The organism is Providencia sp. PROV119 (assembly GCF_028482435.1).
Classification (GTDB): Bacteria; Pseudomonadota; Gammaproteobacteria; order Enterobacterales; family Enterobacteriaceae; genus Providencia; species Providencia stuartii.
Genome location: NZ_JAMPQL010000007.1, coordinates 227,995 through 251,450, shown reverse-complemented (window position 1 = coordinate 251,450; position 23,456 = coordinate 227,995). Strand labels below are relative to the sequence as shown.

Here is a 23,456-nt window from a genome sequence, read left to right as displayed (position 1 = left end):
CGTTTATTTATCGGGATTAAAACCCAACATTCTTTTTAAAGTAATATCACCATCAAAGAAGTGATGTTTAAATGCTGCAAAGGCATGTAAAAGTGATAGCAAAACAACTGCCCAAGCAAGATAAAGATGAATATCCCCTGCTGTATCTGCTTGTGTTGCTGCACCAGTAAATAAAGCGGGTACTTCAAACCAACCAAAAACACTAATGGGTTGACCATCAGCAGTTGAGATTAAATAACCACTGATCAAAATACTAAATAAAATCACATAAATTAATATTTGTGCGATCGCTGAACTTATTTTGGTTAAACGACTATAACTCTCAAGCGGTTTAGGTGATGGAGAAATAAACCGCCAAATCACACGAAATGCCATAACAATAAATAATAAAATACCTATACTTTTATGAATTTCGGGTGCTTGATGATACCAACTATCATAGTAACCAAGGGTCACCATCCATAAACCCAGTGCGAACATTCCATATACAACAATCGCAACTAACCAATGTATGAGCAGTGATATATGCCCATAACGAGTGGCACTATTTTTCCATTGCATGATAAATAGCCTTATAAATTAAAAGGTAATCATTTGTTTTAATAACCTGCCGTAATCATAAGGGGATTTTTAAATTATTCCTATCCCTAACTTAAACAAATATTTTGTTGAACATATTCAAATACTATCAACATTATCGTTTTTTCAATAAATTTCAATTTGTCTAGTGCCAATCATTTAATGTAAATAAAATTATCTTCAGTTTATGTAAATAAAAGAAACCATTTATTTTTATTACTCTTATTGCAACTATAATTTTCGTTATAACTTATATAAAAAAAATATAACCTAATTTTGTATTCTGTCTAATAAATCGTTGTCATTGTCCATAAAACACTTAAATTAAATGGGCTTGTTAGCCACTATCTTCCCTCTCATTATTCTACCGATATAGGGTGGTCATACTATGTACAAACTTTGGATTGCTAATAAAAATTACTCTTCGTGGTCACTACGCCCTTGGGTTTTGCTCAAAACGCTCGGTATCCCTTTCGATGAAAACCTCTGTTATTTTGAAACTGGTAGAGGGAAAAGTAGCCACGATAAGTTTAAAAATTTCTCACCCACTGGTCTTGTTCCTTGCTTAGTCGATGGGAAGCAAACAATCTGGGATTCGCTGGCGATTTGTGAGTATCTCTATGAAGCGTTCCCTCAAGTATGGCCTGCTGATAAACAAGCACGTGCATGGGCTCGCTGCGCTAGTGCAGAAATGCACTCTGGATTCACGGCGCTTCGCCAAACATGTCCGATGAATCTGACTCACCAAGCTCCATTAGAAAAACTTTCTCGAGAATTACAAGCCGACCTTAATCGGCTTCAACAGTTATGGCAAGAAGGCTTTACGACCTTTGGTGGACCATGGCTAGCAGGGAATCAATTTACGGCGGTGGATGCTTTTTACGCCCCTGTCGCCTTTAGGATCCGTAGTTATCAACTGCCTATGAGTAATGCCGCTCAACAATGGGTTGACCGCATGCTAGCGTTACCGGCAATGCAGGAATGGTATCGAGCAGGGCTTGAAGAGCCAAGCGTTGAACATATCTAATACGATTGGGCTGTTTGCAGCCCAACTTAACCGATTGTTTATAAAAAAATCATCTGTACGAGCATCAAAACTAATTTTTGTTCAATATGGCTAAATCGCCCGCAAATATCGGTTGTAATACCATCAATTACAGGTTTTCATCCCATGGATCTGCTGTCATGACATCGCCATTCGGCGTATGAAGCGTGACTTTTTCGTTTTTAAACCATTCTGCCAAAGAGAAACCACCTTTTGGTGTCTCAACATGTATATCAATGCGGCATAAAGGCGTATTCGCTTTAATGGCAAACTCCGCAAAGTCTTCTTTTTTGTAGCGTGTAGGGCAACGGATCAAAACATCCAAATCACAATCTGCGAGCATACTTTGAATATCGGTCACTAATGTATAGGCACAGCTCCCTGTCACCGCCCATTTCCATGGCCAATTATGCTGTGAAAGTAATAATAATACTTGTACTGGCGGTAATGCGATAAACATAGAGCGCTGTAATTCTCGTGAGTTAGAAACGAGAGACTCTACATTCATAATATGAGTAATTGCTGACTTATCTATTTGAGTAATAACACGCTGTCCCGGTTTGATCCCTCGAATACCCACTGAAAGTTTATTTTCATCCGTTGCTTCTCGGCGCACGACCAATGGCAATTGCTTATTCCATTGAGAAATAACCCATTCCGGCAGTGATTCCACGGGTAAATCATCAAGGCTGCTGATCCAGACAAAATCATGGGGATTCACTTGCATTACAGATTCCTTATTTTAATTCTAATGACATGCTCTTAGATTATTATGCAATTTTTAGATGGCAAAAAATACCGTTAGATGGAATTTGGCATTTTGTGTCTATTTTCATTCTAATTGATTGAGTACAGACCTTTGGCCGATATTTATGATAGTATAAATTTACTTTAATAAATAATAACTTACACCGCAATTTGTGAGCATCTTTTTATGAGGAAAATACCAGCGATTAATGACGGTCTTATGTTTAGTGGCTGTATGCTATTAAGTGCAGCAGTTGCTTTCGCCATTATGGATGTGCAAGCTTCTATGTGGGCCGCTTTCTCAACACTATATGCCTTTAACCTTTTTAACGCCGCTAAAGAGTATAAAAACTATTTCTATACGGCTTTTTGGTTAGCCATGATCATGCTCGCCATTTTTATTGGGGATACCTTACGGTTAGGCACCAGCTTTTATGTTTACCTAGCTATTTTCTCTTTTATTTATTATCAACTCTATGGAACCGATCCCGTTATGGATTTGACGATGAAATTTATGATTATCATGTCAACCATTGGAACGGTTCTACCGGATATATCAAAGAGCCTTGCACTGGGTTTTTTAATTGGGAGCAGCGTCACCCTAATGACCTGTTACCTGCTAAGTAAGAAGATGCATCGCCATATTATCCTTACTGGTAGCCTCGTCGAACAAAATTTATTTACGCTACGCAAATACATTATTCCTCGGTCGATGACTTATGCTATTGGTTTATCACTTTCGTTAGCGATCCCTCGGATGTTGGAGCTCGGCCATTTTTATTGGACGCTACTGACATTTGTGTTTGTTCTACATCCAAAATCACAAAGTATTATTCATATAACGCTACAACGTGTTGCGGGTAGTTTGCTCTCGGTTATTTTACTTTATTTTTTATTCAATACCCCTTTGATGCCTTATATTGGTCTTACCGCTATTGTGGTTTTTGCCTTTTTAATGCCGATGAGTTTCCATCATGGTTATACTTTTATGACCTTTATCGTGACAAGTTTGATCCTTTCCGTGCTTGAACAGGTCATCTATTGGCGACACCCTGCCTATGTACTGCTATTTGATAGGGTATTGGAAACGGCATTAGGTGGCGTTATTGCCATTATCACAAGTATCATCTTAAAACTGTTTAGGGATGCCAAATAACAACCTGTCTAGCTAAGATGCCCTGAGTGTTCAGGGCGTTTCCATTATTTCCCCCGAAAACTGCGCGTAATGTTCAGTAAATGGTTAAGGGAATACCACTATACTTCTCCACATTGAGATATACTCAAATAGAGCGATGTAGGAAATCTGATCCAATTGCAGCTATAAAATTTAACTATAGCTTAATGTTATTAATAACTTGCGGGGAAAATGATGAAAATATCGATTATTGGAGCGACGGGTTTCGTCGGCAAGGTTCTCGTGAATGAAGCCTTATTTCGCCAACATCAAGTGACAGCCATTTCTCGCCATAGTAACCAACTACAGCAACATGCTCATTTAGTCACCGCTTCAGGGGATGTTACTGATATTGCTTGGCTAACAGCACGCCTTAAAGGGCAGGATATTGTAATCAGTGCTTTTAATGGCGGCTGGCAAAACCCAAACCTATATCAAGATACAGTGACAGGCAATCAGGCTATTTTACAGGCCGTCAAACAGTCTGGCGTTAAACGCTTTATTGTCGTAGGGGGTGCTGGAAGTCTTGAAATCGCTCCTGGAGTAGAATTAATCGATTCCCCTGACTTCCCTGCTGAAATCAAACCGGGAGCGCAAGCGGTCAGAGAGTTCAAACAACAACTGCAAAACACCCCCGAGCTAGATTGGACATTTGTCTCTCCTGCCGCGGTGTTAGAATCAGGTGAGCGCACACAAACATTTCGGCTTGCAGGCAACCAATTATTGATGAACGGTAACGTTCCTGCCAAAATTTCAGTTGAAGATCTTGCGGTTGCCATTCTTGATGAAGCAGAAAAGCCGCAATTTATTCGCAAACAATTTACAGCTGCTTATTAAAAAGCAGGGTTTGCTCCTGACTCACATCACGAGGAGCAAACCTAAACTTATTTGGTTATAAGCCAAATTTCTTTTTCAGCTTATCCAGTAACTGTTGCTGAAAATGTTCAAACTCCGCTCTTGGTTGCTGTAACCTAATAAAATCCAATAAGGGGTCAGCCACTTCGGTACGTACACCGCTCATCTCTTCTATAACAGCAAGTCCACAGAAAGGCACATACGCCTCTGAATATCCACCTTCATGAACGATAACTAACTTACCGTCACACAAGCTATCCGCGGCATTCATCACAAGACGAGTCATGTCACGAAAACTCTCACTATGCAGTTGCATTCTGGCTAATGGATCCATGGCATTCGCATCATAACCACTCGCCACAATAATCAATTCAGGCTTAAAACGTGCCAATGCAGGGATCACTATCTGCTCCATCGCATAGATGTAACTGTTGTGCCCTGCTCCCGCGAGTAGCGGAATATTTATGTTATACCCTGTACCATCTCCACCACCAATATCATCTTCCCCACTGTACCCAGGAGGAAAACAACCATCTTGGTGTATTGAAATGGTTAAAACATCTGAGCGATCCCAAAAAATATGTTGAGTTCCATTGCCATGGTGAACATCCCAATCAATGACAGCGATACGCTCAATATTAAATAGTGTCTTAGCGCGTTCGATCGCTAATGGGATATTCGCAAGGAAACAAAATCCCATCGATTCATCCGGTAAACAGTGGTGACCCGGCGGGCGTGAAAGACTATAAGCATTGTCCAATTCGCCTTTAAGTACTGCCTCTACAGCAGCACAAGCCAATCCTACAGATAATTTAGCAATCTCATAGCTTCCAGGGCCTAATGGTGCTTCTTTTCCCAACAGCCCTCCCCCATTATCACTCACTTGTTTAAAACGGGTTAAATATTCTTGAGGATGTATTTTAAGTAATGTCTCTTCAGTTGCAGGCTCAGCGGAAGATAAAATCAGAGAGCGGCTTAAACCAGAAACATCCATTAGGCTTTTCAGCCGCCTTTTCGTTTCCGGTGATTCCGCATGTGAAGCTCCAGCGGGAGGCTGTACCCAGCCGCCAACGGGTAACGTTGTGGCATGTAAGCCAGTACTATGCCAAAAACAATGTTCATCGAAGAAAAAACCTGTTTTACGCTTCATTGACACCTCACTCATCATGTTTTTTGTTTACACAAAATTAACACAATGGAAACACACAAACAGGTTAATATATTAATAATGTGACTGATATTACAATTCAATTTTTCACATTTATACTGTTTATTACTGGCAATAATGGCATCACAAACTTATTAATATCGTAATAAACAAAAAAGCCGGTAATAAATTACCGGCAAACAATAGATAACAGATTTTGGTTTGGTTTTGGTACGTACTCTACAACCTCGGCTGTTTCTCACTAATTCAAGAAACAACCGTCTGTGAGTATTAATAACTACTTTTCATACTTTTCATCACGATGTTTAGCGGCATACGTTTCACTATTGATCCAACTATGGTCTTTTTCCCACGTAAAGAGCCACTTACGTGTCGGGCCAGCCATTACATTTAAGTAATAGTTATCGTAACCCGCCATTGTTGCCATTGGATGGTAGCCTTTAGGCACCATGACGACGTCCTTATTATATACCGCCATGCACTCGTCTAATTCACGGTCATCCGTGTAAACACGCTGCATACAAAAACCCTGAGATGGATTCAGACGGTGGTAATAGGTTTCTTCCAAATAAGTTTCTGCGGGTTCATTATCGGTATCATGCTTGTGACTTGGGTAAGAGCTTGTGCACCCTTCATCAGTAAAGACTTCAACCACCAGTAAGCTATCTGCTGATTTATTATCAGGTAGAATGTTATGAACATAACGCTTGTTATTACCATGACCACGCTGCTCAGCATCAATGTCTTCTGGCCCTATCAAGCGTGTCGGATACGTGCCTTTACCTTTTGCTTGGCATACTGCTAGCTCTAGCGCCGTTTCTGCTTTCACCTCAACCGCTTCTTGTGCTGTCACATAAACTGCATACGGTTTTTTGCGCTCAAAAGGATCCATACGGTCGCCGATATTTTCGAATGTTTGCCCCGGCGTTTTCACCGTTGCTTTACCTGCAACCAACACTAGACAAACTTCATTCTCAGATGCCGGCAAGGAAATAGATTCACCTTGTTTGAGTTCATACACATCAAAGTGCACATATCCCCAGTTGGCGATTTCAGGCGTAATATGCTGAGTACGCTTATGCGCATCTGGAGAATGATACTTTGATAATAATTTAGACATATCGCTTACCTCGGCCTCTAAAAAATACTTTAAGCTGTGGAAGCTCAGTTACCCGAATCATCGATATCACTCGACTCATCGGGCTAACTTCACTCTTCAATTATTAGCAACTCAAATAATTGAGATTTGCTATCCATGGTCATTTAGATAAGACCTGCATCTTTCGCGAATTTATGCAGATTCTTATAGCCCATTGTCGCATAAGTCAGCGGATGAGCGATGGCAGGATCTTGCTCCGCTTCAACCACTAACCAGCCATTTTCATACTGGCTATTTTTCAATACTTTAAATACCGCTGGATAATCAACACAACCATCACCAGGAACCGTAAAGACACCCGCTAAAACAGCATTTAAGAAGCTGGTTTTACGGTTTTTCACGTCTTTTAGCACATCAGGGCGAATATCTTTACAGTGAACGTGGTTGATGCGTTTAGCCCAACGTTTCGCAACCTCGACAGGATCTGCTCCGGCAAACGTTAAGTGGCCTGTATCAAGCAGTAAACCAACTTCATCACCGGTGTGTTTCATCAGGTTATCAACATCTTCCGCTGATTCGATCACGGTTCCCATATGATGGTGATACGCGATTTGTACGCCTTGAGATAAGGTATATTTAGCGAATTCGGTTAATTTTTTACCGTATTCTTCCCATTTATCCGCAGGGAACAAAGGACGCATATGGACAGGTTTGTCTTGGTCGCCATGAATACAGTGAGTGACTTCCGCGAACACCATCACTTTTGCACCCAAATCGCGTAATAACGCTAAGTGGCCTTGCACTGCTTCAATTTCTTCTTCTACGCTGCGAGTCAGTAGTTCGCCTGAATACCAACCTGAAACTAATTTAAGATCATGCTTTTCTAAAATTGGCCCTAAAATTTCGGCTTTACGTGGAAATTTATTGCCTAATTCAAAACCGGCAAACCCCGCCTGACGACCTTCAGTTAAACATGTTTCTAAAGGCGTTTCTGCGCCCAATGTTGGTAAATCATCATTGGTCCATGTCAAAGGGTTAATTCCGAGTTGGATTGCCATGATGAAGCTCCTGTGTATAGGTAAGAGTAAAATTATTTACGCTGACGCCATAAGGCGATCAGGTTGTGATAATTAGATTTAATGGTCTGCACTAACGCGTCATCATCCAGTTCACCTTTCATCCATGCGAGAGAAGGTTTACCAAATAAGGTGCGACCTACTGCAAACCCTTTTACAATCGATTTCCCAGCAGCAGCATTGAAACCCGCTTCTAGCTCTGATTGTGGCGCATCAAGACCCAGTAACACGACACCACGGCAGTAAGGGTCTCGCTCTTGGATCAATCTATCCACTTCATCCCAATTCTCGGCTTTCAATGGCGGCAGTTTCCACCAATCTGGCTTGATACCAAGGTTATAGAAGCGTTTGATGGCTCTGAGGTATAGTTCGTCATTACGTTCCATATCAGCCGGTAGAATAACTTCAAGCAGTAGTTCATGGCCGGATTGGCAACAAGCGCTATAGACCTCTTGTACCGTTTTTTCCTGCTCAAGGCGTAGTGGATGGTTATCTTCTGGGTGGAAGAAAACTAAGCACTTCACAATATGCTCTTTTGGCCAACTGACTAGCTGTGAGCCAATATTACCGTGCTCTAAACACAGTGGTCTTGAAGCCGGTAGTTCAATTGGACGCCCAATCCACCAACCACGTCCCGTCACATCATTTAGCACGTCTTGACCAAATGTACTGTCACACAGTAGCCCCGCTTTACCTTGTAAGTTTGCTTCCTCCGCGACTTCACGGCTGGCACGGAAAATCAATTTTTTCAGATAAGGAATACATGAAACATCAGCTCCCGCCGCGCGAGCCATATCAACGAACTGAATTCGATGATCAAAAGCCATGACACACAGCTCTTCCCACTGTGTTGCACGAGTCGTAACACGATGTAAGTGATTTAACATCGGATCTAAGTCAGGGCGCGGTACAACCGCCGCACGCTCAAGATAGTTATCTAACTCAAGCTGACTTGGCATCGCTGGTGCACAGCCATGACGAGAAACCACCAGCGCGCCACACGCATTGGCATAAGTACAGGCTTTTTCCCAACCTTCTCCATTGAGATAACCGCGAAGTAAGCCCGACATAAAGGCGTCACCTGCTCCCAATACATTCAGGACTTCAACCCGTACCCCTTTGACAGTAATACCTTCATCCAAGGTGTCTGGGATTGCATCAGTAAATACCGAGCATCCAAGTGCACCTCGTTTACACACCAGTTCAGCGCCGGTCAATTGACGAATATTTTTTAGTGCTTGAATGGTGTCGGTAGAGCCACCTGCAATATGGAACTCTTCTTCTGTTCCGACAATCAGATCAAATAACGATAAAACCTCTTGCAGCTGTTCTGTCACTTTGTCCGATTCAATAAAGCGGGTTTCACCATCCCCTAATGAAGTGAGTCCCCAAAGTACTGGACGGTAATCGATATCAATCGCCGTTTTCACCCCGTTGCGTTTCGCGTATTCTAGGGCTTTTAACACTGCTGCTCGGGTTTTAGGGTGTGATAAATGGGTGCCTGTAATCGCCAGACAACGTGCCGATGCAATGTACTCTTCACTAAAGTCATCTGGCGTGATAGCCATATCAGCACAGTTTTCACGGTAGAAGATCAGAGGGAAAGTATCTTCATCTTTGATCCCCAAGATCACTAACCCAGTTAATCGCTCTTTATCCGTAATTAGATGGCTAGTATCACAACCTACCCGCTGTAATTCTTCACGGATAAAACGTCCCATGTGCTCATCACCAACACGCGCCAACATTGATGACTTCAAGCCTTGTATTGCTGTTCCGTACGCAACGTTCCCTGAAGATCCTCCGAGATACTTAGCAAAGCTACTCATATCTTCTAAGCGTGCACCTATCTGCTGTCCGTAAAGGTCAACGGCGATACGGCCCATGCAGATAACATCTAACTTCTTCTGCTTATCCATTAATTACCCCTTGAACAGAATTAATTGATTTCAGTGACTTTAACCCAACGCTGTTCTTCATAAGAACGTGCGATAGCATCGAGAATACGCGACACTTTCCAGCCCTCTTCAAAATCAGGCCACATATTTTCACCGGTCGCGACACCATCAATTAAATCGCGGACTTCAACTGTTTTTTGGTCATTAAACCCAATACCATGCCCTGCGCCATTACAGAAAGGTGCATAGTCAGGATGCTCTGGGCCAACTAAAATTGTTTTAAAACCTTGGCGATTGGAAGGCTCATCATGGCGGTATAGTTTTAGCTCAGCCATTCTCTCTTGGGTGAAGGATAAAGTCCCTTTAGTACCCGTAACCACATAGGTTAACCCCATTTTACGCCCTGCCGCGATCCGTGAAGTTTCGATAACGCCCATCGCTCCACTCGCAAAACGAACCATGGCATGAGCCTGATCTTCGTTTTCCACATCGACCATCACTGACGAGCCGGCCTTTTCTGGACGCTGCTTAATGACAATTTCCATATCACCGCATACCGTTTCAATATCACCGACTAAGAATTGCGCCATGTTGACAATATGGGCTGACAAATCACCTAGAGCACCTAAACCGGCTTTTTCTTTAAAGCAGTGCCAATGGATTGGTGCATTAGGATCTGCCATATAATCTTCATTATGAGTGCCGTAGAAATGAATAACTTCTCCAATCTCACCATTAGCGATGATCTCTTTTGCCAATTGGGCCGTTGGGTTTTTCATGTAATTAAAACCCACTAAGGTTTTCACACCAGCTTTCTCAGCGGCAGCCACCATCTCTTTCGCATCGTCAGAGTTGAGGGCTAATGGTTTTTCGCAATAAACATGTTTGCCATGCTTAATTGCTTCCATCGCCATCTCTTTGTGCAAAAAGTTTGGTGAACAAATATCGACCACATCAATGTTTGGGTCCGCAACTAATTTTCGCCAATCATCCGTTGAGCGATTAAAGCCCAACTCTTTAGCACGTGCTTCGGCTAATTCAGGCGTGACTTCCGCGATCATTTCGCGAACCAATTTGCCTTTTAATGGGAAAACAGTCGGCGCTTGCGCATAAGCTATTGCGTGAGCACGACCAATATAGCCAGTACCAATCAGACCAATGCGGATTTCTTTCATTCTGTATTCTCCCTTCGTGCAACTCATCATGTGTAGCGCAAGCTAGCCCGATGTCTGTGCCTGATGTTTTTATTTGATACTGACTTTATACGGAATATTTATTTCATTTTCAACAAAACGAGAAATATTAATTTCATTATGTGATCTAGCCTTAATTTTTTGTGTAATTAGTTAATATATAAAGAAATAAAAATAATATTCTTTATATCTAATCTCACGAATGAAATAAAAAAGGGTTAAAAATGAAATGAAAATTTCAAAAAATCATTATAAATACTATTGTGAGCGCTTATAGAGCTGTTTAATAACAGGATGTTGGGAAGGGTAAATCACTTTAGATTGCGCTAAAAAGAGTTCTGCTGTAGCAATAGCATCAGAGAGCGCATTGTGGGCATCATAATCGGGTAGCTGATAACGGCTTCTTAAGGCTGACAGACTAAAGTCATTACGATTAATATTCTTATGGCTTAGTAACGTTTTTTCAATGTTAAGCGTATCAAACCAGAGCAAAGGGAGTTCTTTGATATTCAATGCCTTAGAAAGAAAAGCATGTTCTATCGCACTGCCGTGCGCCAAAATACACTTACCTTTTGCTTCATGTAAAAATGATGCAATGGCGTGAGGCAACGATACCCCATCGCTGAGCTGTTCCGGCGTAATGTGGTTAATCACCGCCGTTTCTGCTTTCACCGGTTCGTTATCATTCACATAATAGTGTTGGGCGCTTTTGAGTAGGATTTTGCTATCTGCAATGGTCACCATCCCAATACTTAAAATTCTATCTTTTTCAGGATCTAACCCTGTAGTTTCTAAATCAATCGACAGAATTTGTTGGGTTTTTAATAAACTATCCTCGCTCGGTATCGGTGATTGTAAGGCTGCCTGCAATAGCTTCGGTAGTTGGGGTGAACGCAATAATTTCGCACGGCGACGTGCTAAACGCGCCAATGGCTGGTGGTAACACAGCATTGAACCTATCATTTCATCACACCTTTAGCATGATAACGTTGTTCCGCCGCTTCTTGCGTGCGAGCTATAATACGAAACGCATCTTTCAAATGATTTCGTTCAAATTGCGTGAGCCGCTGAGGCACAATTAAATTCGATAACGCATCTCCGGCTAACAATGCCCTGCGCTGGCAGCCAAATCGCACCTGATTAATAAACAAATAAGCTTCTGTTAACTCTTGGCAAGACGCTGCACTGATAATGCCTGAATCACGCGCCACTTCAAACCGAGTCAAGGTTGATGGCGTAAAAATACCAGCTTCTAATGCGTAAACTCGTGCAAGCTCCACTAATAAATTAACGGCTTGCTTTTTAATATTAAAGACACTGTGGTTTTCGCCATTTTTAACCAACACAAACTGCCTAAACATACCTAAAGGTGGATTTATGCGCGTTGAATTAGCGACCAACATTGAAAGTAACCGCTTACTTCCTTTTAAATGTGATTCTGCTGAACGCACCAATGAGTTAAACAGCACTTGGCTACCATAAAGAAACCGAATATCTAAAAAAACTGAAATGTTTAATAAGGCCAGTTGCTCAGGCTCTTTGAGCCACTGTTGATAATAGGTCTGCCACTGTGTTAACGGCTTACACCACTTGGGATTGGTCGCCATAATATGCCCAGGACAGAGAGAATAGCCGCACTCGTCTAAACCATAGCAGACATACTCTGCCAGTTGCCTAAACCAGCCCTCCTCCTCCTTAGTCACTTCACGCGCTAAAATGATCCCATTGTCTTGGTCTGAAAGATAATGCATCTCTTGTCGTGCCTGTGAACCTGCGGCAAACCAGCAATAGTCACAGGGAGGCTCTCCTAGCTCTCGTTCCGCCAGCCTTAACAATTGCTTATTAAATGCATCAGCAATTAATGTCATCATTAATTGAATAGTGTGTGATTGAACACCGGATTCAATCAAAGACTCAAACACAGCTTGCCTTTGTACCCCAAGCATTTTTAATTCAGCAAGGCTCTCTTGGCGATAGATGCGGCTAATCAAATACACCGCTTGCATGCTGTTTTTCTGCACTAAGCTCGTTGCAGTTAAAACACCAGTGATACGGTGGTTTGTCATCACTGGTAAGCTACGAATGTTATGCTGCATCATCAATTCAATGGCATTAATGATAGGAGCATTGGCTGCAATGGTGATTGGGTTTTCAGTCATCACTTTGCTGACGGGGGTTTTAATATCCAGCCCTAAAGCCACAACCCGCTTCGTCAGATCACGATCAGTAATGATCCCGAGTAATGTCTCCCCATCCATGACTAATGCCGATGAACGGTGCTTTCGCACCATCTCTTGAGCTGCATCTTGAACACTTGTGCCGGGTGTAATCACGACGATATTGCCATTTTCAATGGAGGAGACTGGATTTAAGTACAACAGGCTATCTTCTGTGAGGTTATCGATTTTGGGCCGTGATGCTAATCGCTGCCCTTCCTCACAAGCAAAATGATGGCGAACCGCTTGGTTTTGTTCCATCGCTAACAACAACGAGTCGCGAGGGATGCAATAAAGCAATGTGTTTTCTATAGCGATCACTTGGTATTCACCGGGGGATTCTGGGGTTTTGTTTAACACACTGAACCCAAAAACATCCCCAGACCCCAGCCTTGCTCTTAAGGAGCCATCCTCATAACGTTGTTCCACCGCTCCCGTTCTTACCAGATATAAACCTTGACCAGCAATTTGGTGCGGCTTCAACACTTCCCGTTGAGTCAAATAGCTAATTTCAACGCTATTTACTAATTGGTCTAGCTGCATATCATCTAAGCGATCAAATGGGTCACGCTGTGAGATAAACTGCTTAACCATCGGGATAAGTGATGGCTCCATAATACGTCACTCTCCTTTATGCATTAACCGACTGAGTTTTACCCACTAACCACGCCTTTGAGAATTTATAAATAATAAAGGTTAAAAGGATAGCGGCAAAAATATAGTAACCAATCATGACATAGCTTGGTGCACCTTGAGCCAAATAGACATACATTGAGATAGCGCCTAGTACAATCAAGCAAGCAACAGGAGTCGCAAAACGCCATGGTGAGATATCAACCTGTTCAGTATAAACATCTTCATAAGGTTTACCCGGGAAGAAGTAACCAATAGTCAGCATAAAGAGGATATTTGCGACAAACAAAATGCCCACTAAATGGAAGAAGTGGATATCTAGATCCAAAATAAAGTTACAAATGATGTAAGCAGACATACCAAACAATAAACCTAATTTTGCAGCAATGGCAGGAACACGCTTAGTCATCAAACCAACTAACACCACACTTAAAATAGGTGCGTTAAAGATACCTTGTAATTGTTGAATTAAATAGAATAAGCCATCAGGAGCATTAGCAACCAAAGGAGCTATAATCATGGTTGCCAGCGCTAAAGCGATCCCCAAATATTTACCGACTTTAACCGTCTGAGCTTCTGTCGCATTCTTATTGATACGATCTTTATAAATATTAACCGTAAATAAAGTGACCGAAGAGTTCAAACCACCACTAAATGTTGAGAAAACTGCACCAACCACCACCGCGGCAAAGAATCCAACTAAGAATTCAGGTAGAACCATGTGTACTAAGACGGGATAAGCGTTATCTGGATTATCAATTTCGCCATTAAGAATATGGAATGCAATAATACCCGGTAAAATAATGATTGATGGGATGATCAACTTAAAGAACGCGCAGAGCATCACCCCTTTTTGCCCTTCCGCTAAGTTTTTAGCGCCCAATGATTTTTGGACAATTGACTGGTTAGTACACCAGAAAAACATATTTGAAACAATTAACCCTGTAAATAGAGTCGAGAATGGTACGAGTGAATCTTCATCACCAATGGAGTTAAATTTCTCTGGATGTGATTGATAGACTTCAGTTAATCCAGCCCAAGCGTTTCCATCTCCCACATAAATCAGGGCAAATATTGTCACTAATAGACCGCCAATAATCAAACCTGCGCCGTTCACAGTATCTGCAATCGCGATCGCCTTAATACCACCAAAAATGGCGTAAATAGCGCCTAAACCACCAACTCCCCATACCATAATCCACAGGGCGGTTGTTTTATCGACATTAAAAACATGTGAAACTTGGAATAAGCTTTCAAGAGCAATAGCTCCCGTATATAACACAATAGGTAGCAATGAAATCACATACATTGCGAGGAATAAAATAGAGGTAATTAATAAGGTGTTTTTATCAAAACGGCGCTCTAAATATTCCGGAATAGTCGAAATACCTAATTTAAGATATTTCGGTAAAAAATAAATAGCGAATAACACAATGGTTAATGCCGCCATAACTTCCCAAGCCATTACAATAAAACCGGTTCGGAAAGATAAACCATTTAGTCCCACAAGGTGTTCAGTAGATAAATTCATCAGTAGCATAGAGCCACCGATATACAGGCCAGTCATGGAACGGCCACCCAAAAAATAGCCCTCGGCAGACGAGGTCAAATGTGCATTTCGGGTTTTATAATAAGCAATCCCAGCAACCAATAAGGTAAAGCCGATAAATGAAAGTAGAGCCAGCATTAGTACCCCCAAGCCTTTCTATTTATAATTAGCGCATAAATTTATGTAAGGTGACTGATAAAGCGGGAATGGCATTTCCCGCTTTTTATTTAGTAATCGGTAAACAAGAGGTATTTAAAACTAAAGTTGAATTTCTTTGCCTGTTTTTAGTGATTCTAGGGCTTTGTCTGCTAAGTAAAGCGCCAATTCACCATCTGTACCTGTTGTCTCTGATTCAGCACGGCCTGCAAGGATATCGACAAAATGCTCCCATTCTGCTTTATACGCTTCGTGGTAACGCTGCAAAAAGAAGAATTCAGGTTTTGCGGATAAGCAACCAACATCACTTAAAAACTCAACGCTGTTTTCTTTGATATTCCCTGCTGTTAACAACCCTTTTTCACCATGTAATTCGATACGTTGGTCATAGCCATAACCTGAACGACGGCTATTAGAGATGGTTGCCATGGCTCCTGATGGAAATTTCAAAATAATAAACGCGGTATCAATATCCCCTGCTTGCCCTATTGCAGGATCAACGACATTGCTACCTTGTGCATAGACTGAGCATGGGTTTTCGCCAATCATAAAGCGAGCCATATCAAAGTCATGAATTGTCATATCTCTGAACATACCACCGGAAACCTTAACGTATTCCGCTGGTGGAGGTGATGGATCCCGTGATGTAATAATTAAAGATTCAGCTTTACCAATTGCGCCTTGTTCGAATAAATTTTTCAGGTGGCGAAATTGTGGGTCATAGCGGCGGTTGAAGCCAATAAAGAGAGGTACATTGTGCTCTTTAACGCTTTTTAAGCACGCTTTAACACGCTCAAGATCTAAGTGCACCGGCTTTTCACAAAAAATCACTTTCTTATTTTTTGCAGCAAGTTCAATTAAATCTGCGTGAGTATCCGTTGCAGAAGCAATCAGAACGCCATGAACATTTGGGTCCTGCATCGCTTCTTCTGTAGATTGAACTTTCGCTTGGTACTTCTCAGCCAATGCTTGCGCATTAGGTTGGTAAGGGTCAATCACAGAGTAAAGTGTAGTTTCTTTGTGGCCGGCAATATTGACAGCATGAACCTGCCCGATACGTCCTGCGCCAAATAGTGCTATATTGAACATTGAAATGCTCCTTGAGGCGATAAATCCACTATTAGGATATGATGAAATATAACAAATAAAACATTCATTTCAATTTATAATTAATTGAAAATTATGTTTTTGAGGACTAGATAACAATTGCTATAATAAAGTGGATTTTTAGTGTTATTCTGATCACAAAATAACAATGTAAACTCAATCAATTAGCCTTTAGAGCATGCCGATAGTCACAATTAGAGTAAGGTTAATAACGGGAGATATTCAACTTAACGGATATTTTGGAATGTTCATTTCATTAATTATCATTTCGTCACAGCGACTCCTTTTATTTTGACTGCCTTTTTCCTGATAAAATGAAAGAGTCGACGTGAGTTCCCCCGCTAAAACCATAAATATGGCACAAGATAAGCTCCCAGCGAACTGAACGACCAACGATCAAAGGAACAGCTTTAAGATGTGAAGTGAAAGGAGTTACGCCACTTTATGCCAAAAAAACGACTTTTCGACTTTGAATTGTTGTTGCCATTTCACCAACGAGTACTTCATACCTTCACCAAAATGCGTTTTTTCTCGCACTCGGTAAAACGAGTTAACACTTGCCGTGATACATCAACCTAAATCATATTGCTTTCCCGACAATCTTCGACAATGCCCAGCCCTATTAGAGAAACATTGAGGTGTCTCTTCTTCGCTGATTGATGGTACTTTTTTCATCAATCTCACTTAGTCTTTGCCGACGCTCATCATTTTATTAAATCGCTTTTAACCTTCAATGCCCAAAATGGACAAACAAAAAACCCAGCTTTCGCTGGGTAAAAGAAATAACCTAATGACGTCAACCACTTTAATCGTCAAATAACAACCACTGCATCCATGCAAACTTCCCGATAAATAACCTGATCTTGTCTGATTAGAGCTCATCACCGCTCTCAATATTTCAATGTGCCGATTGGCTAAGGCGGATTATTTCCCCTTATTAAACAAGCATATTTCAACTTATTTTGAGCGATGCAAAGAGATGGCTAAAGCATTTAGCCCATTACCCTCCCTACAGAGTAATGATTTAGTACTGCCGTACTCGGTTAGCAACCATGTCTTTGATTTTGTCTGCTGCGGCAACCACTTCCGGTTTCTTCGCGACCTGCGCTGTTCCGGTACGCCACCACGCTTCATAACCGTTAGTCATCGTTTTAGGGAGTACTTTGATATCAATTAATACACAACCTGAATGCGATTTAGCATCCTCAATTGCGGCGATCAATTGAGCTTCATCATGTACGCGATAACTCTTACACCCATAACTTTCGGCATTTTTAGCAAAATCAACTTTAACTAATGGACCATCCATTTGCCCTGTTTGTGGGTTACGATGACGGTTTTCCGTTCCGAAACTCCCCATGCCTTGACTCATTTGCAGATTATTAATACAACCAAAACCTGCGTTATCGAATAACAGAATGGTGATCTTCACGTTTTCTTGGATAGCCGTTTGTAACTCACTGTGTAGCATCAAATAGGAGCCATCACCGACCATCGCATAAACAGGTTGTTCCGGGGCTGCTATTTTTGCGCCAATGGCAGCAGCAATTTCATACCCCATACATGAATAACCATATTCCAAATGATAAGTATCAGGATGCTTAGGTAACCAAATACGCTGTAAGTCTCCCGGCAATGACCCTGCTGCACCAACAACGATGGCATCATCTTCCATATGGCGCTGCATTAGCCCCAAGACGCGAGTCTGTGCCAACTCTGTACCAAGCGCTTCACGATACTCCTCTAATTTATCATCAAGGTGACCCGCTATTTCTGGCACAAAATTCAATGGGCTATATTGAATCGAGAATAATCTATCTAACTCAGATTGCCACTGTTGCTTAGCTTGTTGAATACGCTCACCCCACTGTGCTTGATAGCCAGTACCTTGTAATAAAGCATCCAGTGCCGTTAGCCCTTCTTTTGCATCTGCAATAATTTTTAAGGCATCGAGCTTATAGGCATCAAACTCAGCAACGTTAATATTCAAAAACTGTACATCAGGGTGACTAAACAGCGACTTTGATGCGGTAGTAAAGTCAGTGAAACGTGTTCCCACACCAATCACTAAATCGGCTTCTTTTGCTAGTAGGTTCGCGGCTAGGCCGCCTGTTGTACCAATACCCCCCACATTTAAAGGGTGGCTTGCCACAATGGCACTTTTACCTGCTTGAGTTTCGCCAAATGGGATTGCATAGTGCTCCGCGAAAGTACGGAAAGCATCATGCGCTTCGGAATAACGTACCCCACCACCGCAGACTAACAGTGGCTTTTTCTTGCTACGAATTAAACTGACCGCTTCTTCTAAACTCACGGTTGTCGCTGGACGACGTTCAATGCGATGAACACGTTTAGCAAAGAAATAGTCCGGATAATCCCAAGCTTCACCTTGAACATCTTGTGGCAAGCAGATTGTTACCGCTCCCGTATCTGCCGGGTCGGTTAAGACACGCATGGCATTGATCATCGCTGACATCAATTGCTCTGGACGAGATACCCGATCCCAATAACGCGAAACAGGCCGGAAACAATCATTCGTACTGATCGTGCCATCACCATATTGCTCAACTTGCTGTAATACTGGATCAGGCTGACGTGTTGCGAAAGTATCACCTGGCAGCAATAAAAGAGGGATGCGATTCGCGGTCGCTGTCGCAGCCGCCGTCACCATATTTGCTGCCCCCGGCCCAACAGAGGATGTCACTGCACAAATTTGCTTGCGTTTTTTCTGTTTCGCAAACCCTGTAGCAATATGCGCCATCCCTTGTTCATTGCATCCTTGATAAACTTGCAGGTGTCCAGGCGCTTCTTCTAGCGCCTGCCCTAAACCTACTACGTTACCATGGCCGAAGATGGTAAATACTCCCTGAATAAACGGATACTGCTCGCCATCAACCTCAACATATTGTTGGTTAAGAAACTTAACTAATGCCTGAGCTGTGGTCATTGTCTGCTTATTCATATGGGGCTCCATTTATTCCATAGTTGGCATTGTGAAACTGCTTTCATGATGTTCCAGACGGACACTTGCAGGCCAACGGCTGGTAACCGTTTTCATGCGTGTATAGAAACGTACGCCATCATTTCCATGAACATTCAGCGGTCCAAAGATAGAACGTTTCCAGCCACCAAAACTGTGGAAAGCCATCGGAACTGGAATTGGTATGTTAATACCCACCATCCCCGCCATCACATTCTCTTGGAATTCACGAGCCGTTTCACCATCACGAGTAAAGATAGCCGTACCGTTGCCATACTCATGTTGATTGATCAGTTTCAGACCTGTTTCAAAATCTGGAACACGCACAATGGCGAGTACTGGACCAAAAATTTCATCTTTATAGATGTCCATGTCTGGAGTGACATTATCAAACAGAGTTGGCCCTACAAAGTAGCCATTTTCAAAACCTGCCACTTTGAAATCACGTCCATCAACTAACAGGCTAGCACCTTGTTTTTCACCGCTGGTGATATAGTCACAAATTTTTGCTTTATGCTGTGCTGAAATCACAGGCCCCATATCATTTTCTTTACCATCAACGATACCCGGACCTACGGTCATTTTAGCGATTTGCTGTTTCAAGTTTGCAATCAGTGTATCTGCGGTCTCATCACCAACAGCAAGCACGACGGATAATGCCATACAACGCTCGCCAGCCGCACCAAACGCCGCCCCCATAATCGCATTTGTCGCTAGGTTCATATCTGCGTCAGGCATTAGGATACAGTGGTTTTTTGCACCACCTAGTGCTTGGCAACGTTTGCCATGCTCTGAGGCTGTTGTGTAAATGTATTCTGCGATTGGTGTTGAACCCACGAAACTGACCGCCTGAACTTCAGGTGCACGAAGCAATACATCAACGGACTCTTTGTCGCCTTGAACAACGTTAAAAACACCATCGGGTAAACCCGCTTCTTTTAATAGTTTTGCTAATTCAATAGCGAGTGATGGATCTTTTTCCGACGGTTTTAGGACAAAGGTGTTGCCCGTTGCCAATGCGACTGGGAACATCCACATAGGCACCATCGCAGGGAAGTTAAATGGCGTAATGCCAGCACATACCCCCAACGGCTGCATTAAGGAGTGGCTATCAACACCGGTTGCCACATTGGCGGAATGTTCACCTTTCTGTAAATGTGGAATGCCACAAGCAAATTCAACGACTTCCAGACCGCGAGTTAATTCACCGACAGCATCTGAAAATACTTTACCGTGCTCTTTCGAGATTAAACGCGCCAAATCATCCATATTCTCTTCAAGCAGCGCTTTAAATTTAAATAGGATACGCGCACGTTTTAGTGGAGACAGTTTTGACCACTTAGGGAAGGCTTTATGGGCAACCTCTATTGCCTGTTTAGTTTCAGCAGCACTGCTCAACACAACTTGAGCTGTTTGTTCACCGGTTGCAGGGTTATATACGGGTGCAAAACGCCCACTTTGGCTGGATACAAGTTCACCGCCAATGAAATTCTGAATCTGTTGCATGTTGCCTCTCTTTAGCTGATAGAGTTACCTTGTTGCTAAAGATATATGAAATATCCATTTCATTTTCAACTAAAACTGAAATAACATTCAATTTATGTGATCCAGACTGAGTTTTTATGAAATTGTCGATTGAAGATAAAGACACTGGTTTCAAAAATCGTTTTAATCAGCCCTCAGATAAAAAGCAATATGAATTGATTATTCCATTTAGTTGGATTAGTTTTTCAAAAAAATTCGACTAACGGCTGAAAATAACTACAATCAATAGCCTAGTCACGGAGGTTTTATGTCAACTGCATCGAATTTAAATGAGTTTCAGGAGCAAGTTCGTTCCCGTTACGATGAACTAAGTAAACGGCTACAGCAAGTAGCACGATATGTTTTAGATAACACAAATAGTGTGGCTTTTGATACAGTTGCTGTCATCGCTAAGGAAGCCAATGTTCCACCATCTACCTTAATCCGTTTCGCTAATGCCTTTAATTTCAGCGGATTTAACGAAATGAAACAGTTATTTCGTATGAATTTAGTGGAAGAAACGGCAAGTTACACCGATCGCGCCCGTTTATTTCGTGAAATGGATAGCGACCAAGAACTGAGTGATGATCCTGCTCAGATTTTAAAAGAGTTTGCTCACTCAAATGCGCAAGCGCTACAACAAATGGCAGCGAGAACCCCCGCTGAAGATCTTGAAAAAGCCGTCACCCTATTAGCCGAAGCAGAAAATGTCTATATCATTGGGTTACGTCGTTCGTTCAGCGTTGCAACCTATCTTAGCTATGCCCTTAGCCACTTAGAGTGCCGTCCACAATTGCTCGATGGCCTTGGTGGTATGTTCAAAGAGCAAATCAACCGAATTAACGAAAAAGATGTTGTGGTTTCTATTAGTTTCACACCTTATGCAGAAGAAACCATTATGGTGAGCGAAAAAGCCGCCCAAACTGGCGCAAAGCAGATTGTTATCACAGATAGCCAAATCAGCCCACTCGCTAGTTTTAGTGATGTCTGTTTTGTGATCAAAGAAGCCCAAGTTGATGCCTTCCGTTCCCAGTCAGCAACCTTGTGTCTTGCGCAATCACTCACTGTTGCACTGGCTTATCGCCAAGGCAGTAAGCTAGTTTAATCTTAAGACGGGCTTTGGACACAAATACCTCCGTTGTGACTTAGCCCGGAACATTACAAAGCGGTATCGATTCCCCTTCCCTTTCAATATTCCTCAATTTCGGCAATCTCCAAACTCACTAACCTGTACCTCGTTTCTTGATGCTATTAATCACCACTCATGGATGAAATCTAAGCCTATTACCAGTGTCTTTAAAAATTGTGAGACTCATCAGAAAACATGAATTTCAATAAAAATAATAATGAAATTATTATTTCACACTGTTATGTTGAGATTATGTAAACACCTGAAACTAACCTTTCGGTGAGGAGCTTGGTAATGAATACACATTTTCTCTATTTGTTTGGCCACCTTCGCTTACTTGAAGAGCAGCATGCGCTTGTCTCGTTAAATAAGACAGGTATTGGCCTCATAGGCTCCCCCACGCACAATACATGGTACACAGAAGCGATATTGCATAGCCAACATCATTGTCAACTCAACTCCGTTTGTTCGTTAGATTCACCGATACCTTCAGCTGCATACTTTATTTGCCAAAAAAGAAAAATCGAGCATCTCATCGACAATGATGCGGTTGATACAATTATCGTGACATCCCTATGCGGTGAAGAGCTATTAAAGTTTATTATTCAATCTGCGATTAATTCAGGAAAAAATATTTTACTCAATAATGTTCCAAATTATGGAACCAATGAGTTAGTTAATTTACTCAAATTAGCTAAATACAACGATGTTAATATCTGCCAAAATAGCCTGCTTCGTTTTTCTCACCAGTATGATGAAATGAAATCAATCTTATCAAATAAGAGTACTCGTGATAGTGGTTTATTGCGCTTATCCGCCCACCGTCAAATTGATAAAATGGATTGCCTTTCCAAAGAGACATTACGTTCATTAATTGCAGAAAAAGTATCGCTGCTCCTTAATTTACTGCCTGAATTTAAATTTGATTCCCTCTCAATTCAATATTCTCGTCCATTTTCACACATTGAAAAAGGTGATGTGCTTATGATTAATTTAAAAGACAGCAATGGCTTTTTAGCCTCGCTAGAACTGTTTTTTAATACAGGGAATGTTTCTGATAAATTATCCCTTAAGCAATGCCATCATGATCTCCAATTTGAGAATTTTCTAATGTCTAATAACCAATTCTCAATAATTAACGAAAATTCATTGATTATAAAACAGCTTGACCATTTCATCTTAAATCCACATAAAACAAACAAAATCGTCATAAACTCACAATTAATTGATATCAATAAAATAACTGAATCGATTTTAAATCAATTGGAATTAAATCAGTTTATTTGATAAGTGAATTTATAATCTACCCAAATCAATAATGTATTCAA

Annotated in this window: 18 protein-coding genes; 5 read left to right on the top strand and 13 right to left on the bottom strand. The window is 41.7% G+C overall.

Going from position 1 to position 23,456, the window contains the following annotated elements:
* Positions 1-3: 3 nt before the first annotated feature.
* Positions 4-561, bottom strand: a complete 558-nt coding sequence (locus tag PSF11_RS08945) for a cytochrome b (RefSeq protein ID WP_004922061.1) — start codon at positions 559-561, stop codon at positions 4-6.
* A gap of 406 nt (positions 562-967) precedes the next feature.
* Between PSF11_RS08945 and PSF11_RS08940 the strand changes: the two genes are divergently transcribed.
* Positions 968-1,606 carry a glutathione S-transferase family protein gene (locus PSF11_RS08940; RefSeq protein WP_014656435.1) on the top strand — a complete coding sequence of 213 codons (639 nt, stop codon included), beginning with the start codon at positions 968-970 and terminating at the stop codon, positions 1,604-1,606.
* A gap of 127 nt (positions 1,607-1,733) precedes the next feature.
* On the opposite strand, the gene PSF11_RS08935 is transcribed toward PSF11_RS08940, so the two are convergent.
* Positions 1,734-2,351 carry a malonate decarboxylase holo-ACP synthase gene (locus tag PSF11_RS08935; RefSeq protein ID WP_072502446.1) on the bottom strand — a complete coding sequence of 206 codons (618 nt, stop codon included), beginning with the start codon at positions 2,349-2,351 and terminating at the stop codon, positions 1,734-1,736.
* A gap of 207 nt (positions 2,352-2,558) precedes the next feature.
* On the opposite strand from PSF11_RS08935, the gene PSF11_RS08930 reads away from it, so the two are divergent.
* Together PSF11_RS08930 and PSF11_RS08925 are read left to right on the top strand one after the other, a co-directional pair.
* Positions 2,559-3,527, top strand: coding sequence for an FUSC family protein (locus tag PSF11_RS08930; protein WP_004922072.1), 969 nt, complete (start codon positions 2,559-2,561; stop codon positions 3,525-3,527).
* A 213-nt stretch (positions 3,528-3,740) separates the two neighbouring features.
* Positions 3,741-4,382 (top strand): NAD(P)-dependent oxidoreductase, encoded by a 642-nt coding sequence (locus tag PSF11_RS08925; RefSeq protein ID WP_014656436.1) that lies wholly within the window; start codon positions 3,741-3,743, stop codon positions 4,380-4,382.
* Between the two features lie 55 nt (positions 4,383-4,437).
* On the opposite strand, the gene PSF11_RS08920 is transcribed toward PSF11_RS08925, so the two are convergent.
* From PSF11_RS08920 to PSF11_RS08870, 11 genes are all read right to left on the bottom strand, one after another.
* The gene (locus PSF11_RS08920; protein ID WP_014656437.1) at positions 4,438-5,550 is read right to left on the bottom strand and encodes a class II histone deacetylase; all 1,113 of its coding nucleotides are present in this window, start codon (positions 5,548-5,550) and stop codon (positions 4,438-4,440) included.
* 295 nt (positions 5,551-5,845) lie between these two features.
* The gene (gene iolB / locus PSF11_RS08915; protein WP_072502447.1) at positions 5,846-6,688 is read right to left on the bottom strand and encodes a 5-deoxy-glucuronate isomerase; all 843 of its coding nucleotides are present in this window, start codon (positions 6,686-6,688) and stop codon (positions 5,846-5,848) included.
* 143 nt (positions 6,689-6,831) lie between these two features.
* Positions 6,832-7,725: a myo-inosose-2 dehydratase gene (iolE, locus tag PSF11_RS08910; protein WP_004922086.1), complete on the bottom strand. Its 894-nt coding sequence runs from the start codon at positions 7,723-7,725 to the stop codon at positions 6,832-6,834.
* A gap of 32 nt (positions 7,726-7,757) precedes the next feature.
* Positions 7,758-9,662, bottom strand: coding sequence for a bifunctional 5-dehydro-2-deoxygluconokinase/5-dehydro-2-deoxyphosphogluconate aldolase (locus tag PSF11_RS08905; protein ID WP_004922090.1), 1,905 nt, complete (start codon positions 9,660-9,662; stop codon positions 7,758-7,760).
* Between the two features lie 20 nt (positions 9,663-9,682).
* Positions 9,683-10,816 (bottom strand): Gfo/Idh/MocA family protein, encoded by a 1,134-nt coding sequence (locus PSF11_RS08900; RefSeq protein WP_014656438.1) that lies wholly within the window; start codon positions 10,814-10,816, stop codon positions 9,683-9,685.
* Positions 10,817-11,092: 276 nt separating this feature from the next.
* A complete protein-coding gene (locus PSF11_RS08895; protein ID WP_004922098.1) occupies positions 11,093-11,797 on the bottom strand; it encodes a 3'-5' exonuclease in 705 nt (234 codons plus the stop codon).
* On the bottom strand, positions 11,794-13,665 hold the full coding sequence (locus PSF11_RS08890) for a DUF294 nucleotidyltransferase-like domain-containing protein (RefSeq protein WP_014656439.1): 1,872 nt from the start codon (positions 13,663-13,665) through the stop codon (positions 11,794-11,796). Before PSF11_RS08890 ends, PSF11_RS08895 begins: the two co-directional genes overlap by 4 nt.
* A gap of 16 nt (positions 13,666-13,681) precedes the next feature.
* Positions 13,682-15,370 carry a solute:sodium symporter family transporter gene (locus PSF11_RS08885; RefSeq protein ID WP_004922104.1) on the bottom strand — a complete coding sequence of 563 codons (1,689 nt, stop codon included), beginning with the start codon at positions 15,368-15,370 and terminating at the stop codon, positions 13,682-13,684.
* Between the two features lie 120 nt (positions 15,371-15,490).
* Positions 15,491-16,477, bottom strand: coding sequence for an inositol 2-dehydrogenase (iolG, locus tag PSF11_RS08880; RefSeq protein WP_004922108.1), 987 nt, complete (start codon positions 16,475-16,477; stop codon positions 15,491-15,493).
* 1,042 nt (positions 16,478-17,519) lie between these two features.
* Entirely contained in the window at positions 17,520-19,457 is a 1,938-nt protein-coding gene (iolD, locus tag PSF11_RS08875) for a 3D-(3,5/4)-trihydroxycyclohexane-1,2-dione acylhydrolase (decyclizing) (RefSeq protein ID WP_014656440.1), read from the bottom strand.
* Between the two features lie 12 nt (positions 19,458-19,469).
* Positions 19,470-20,981, bottom strand: coding sequence for a CoA-acylating methylmalonate-semialdehyde dehydrogenase (locus PSF11_RS08870; protein ID WP_004922117.1), 1,512 nt, complete (start codon positions 20,979-20,981; stop codon positions 19,470-19,472).
* 286 nt (positions 20,982-21,267) lie between these two features.
* Here PSF11_RS08870 and PSF11_RS08865 point away from each other — a divergent pair, with 286 nt between their 5' ends.
* Positions 21,268-22,104, top strand: a complete 837-nt coding sequence (locus PSF11_RS08865) for a MurR/RpiR family transcriptional regulator (protein ID WP_072502448.1) — start codon at positions 21,268-21,270, stop codon at positions 22,102-22,104.
* 318 nt (positions 22,105-22,422) lie between these two features.
* On the top strand, positions 22,423-23,415 hold the full coding sequence (locus PSF11_RS08860; RefSeq protein WP_036941230.1) for a hypothetical protein: 993 nt from the start codon (positions 22,423-22,425) through the stop codon (positions 23,413-23,415).
* Positions 23,416-23,456: the final 41 nt, after the last annotated feature.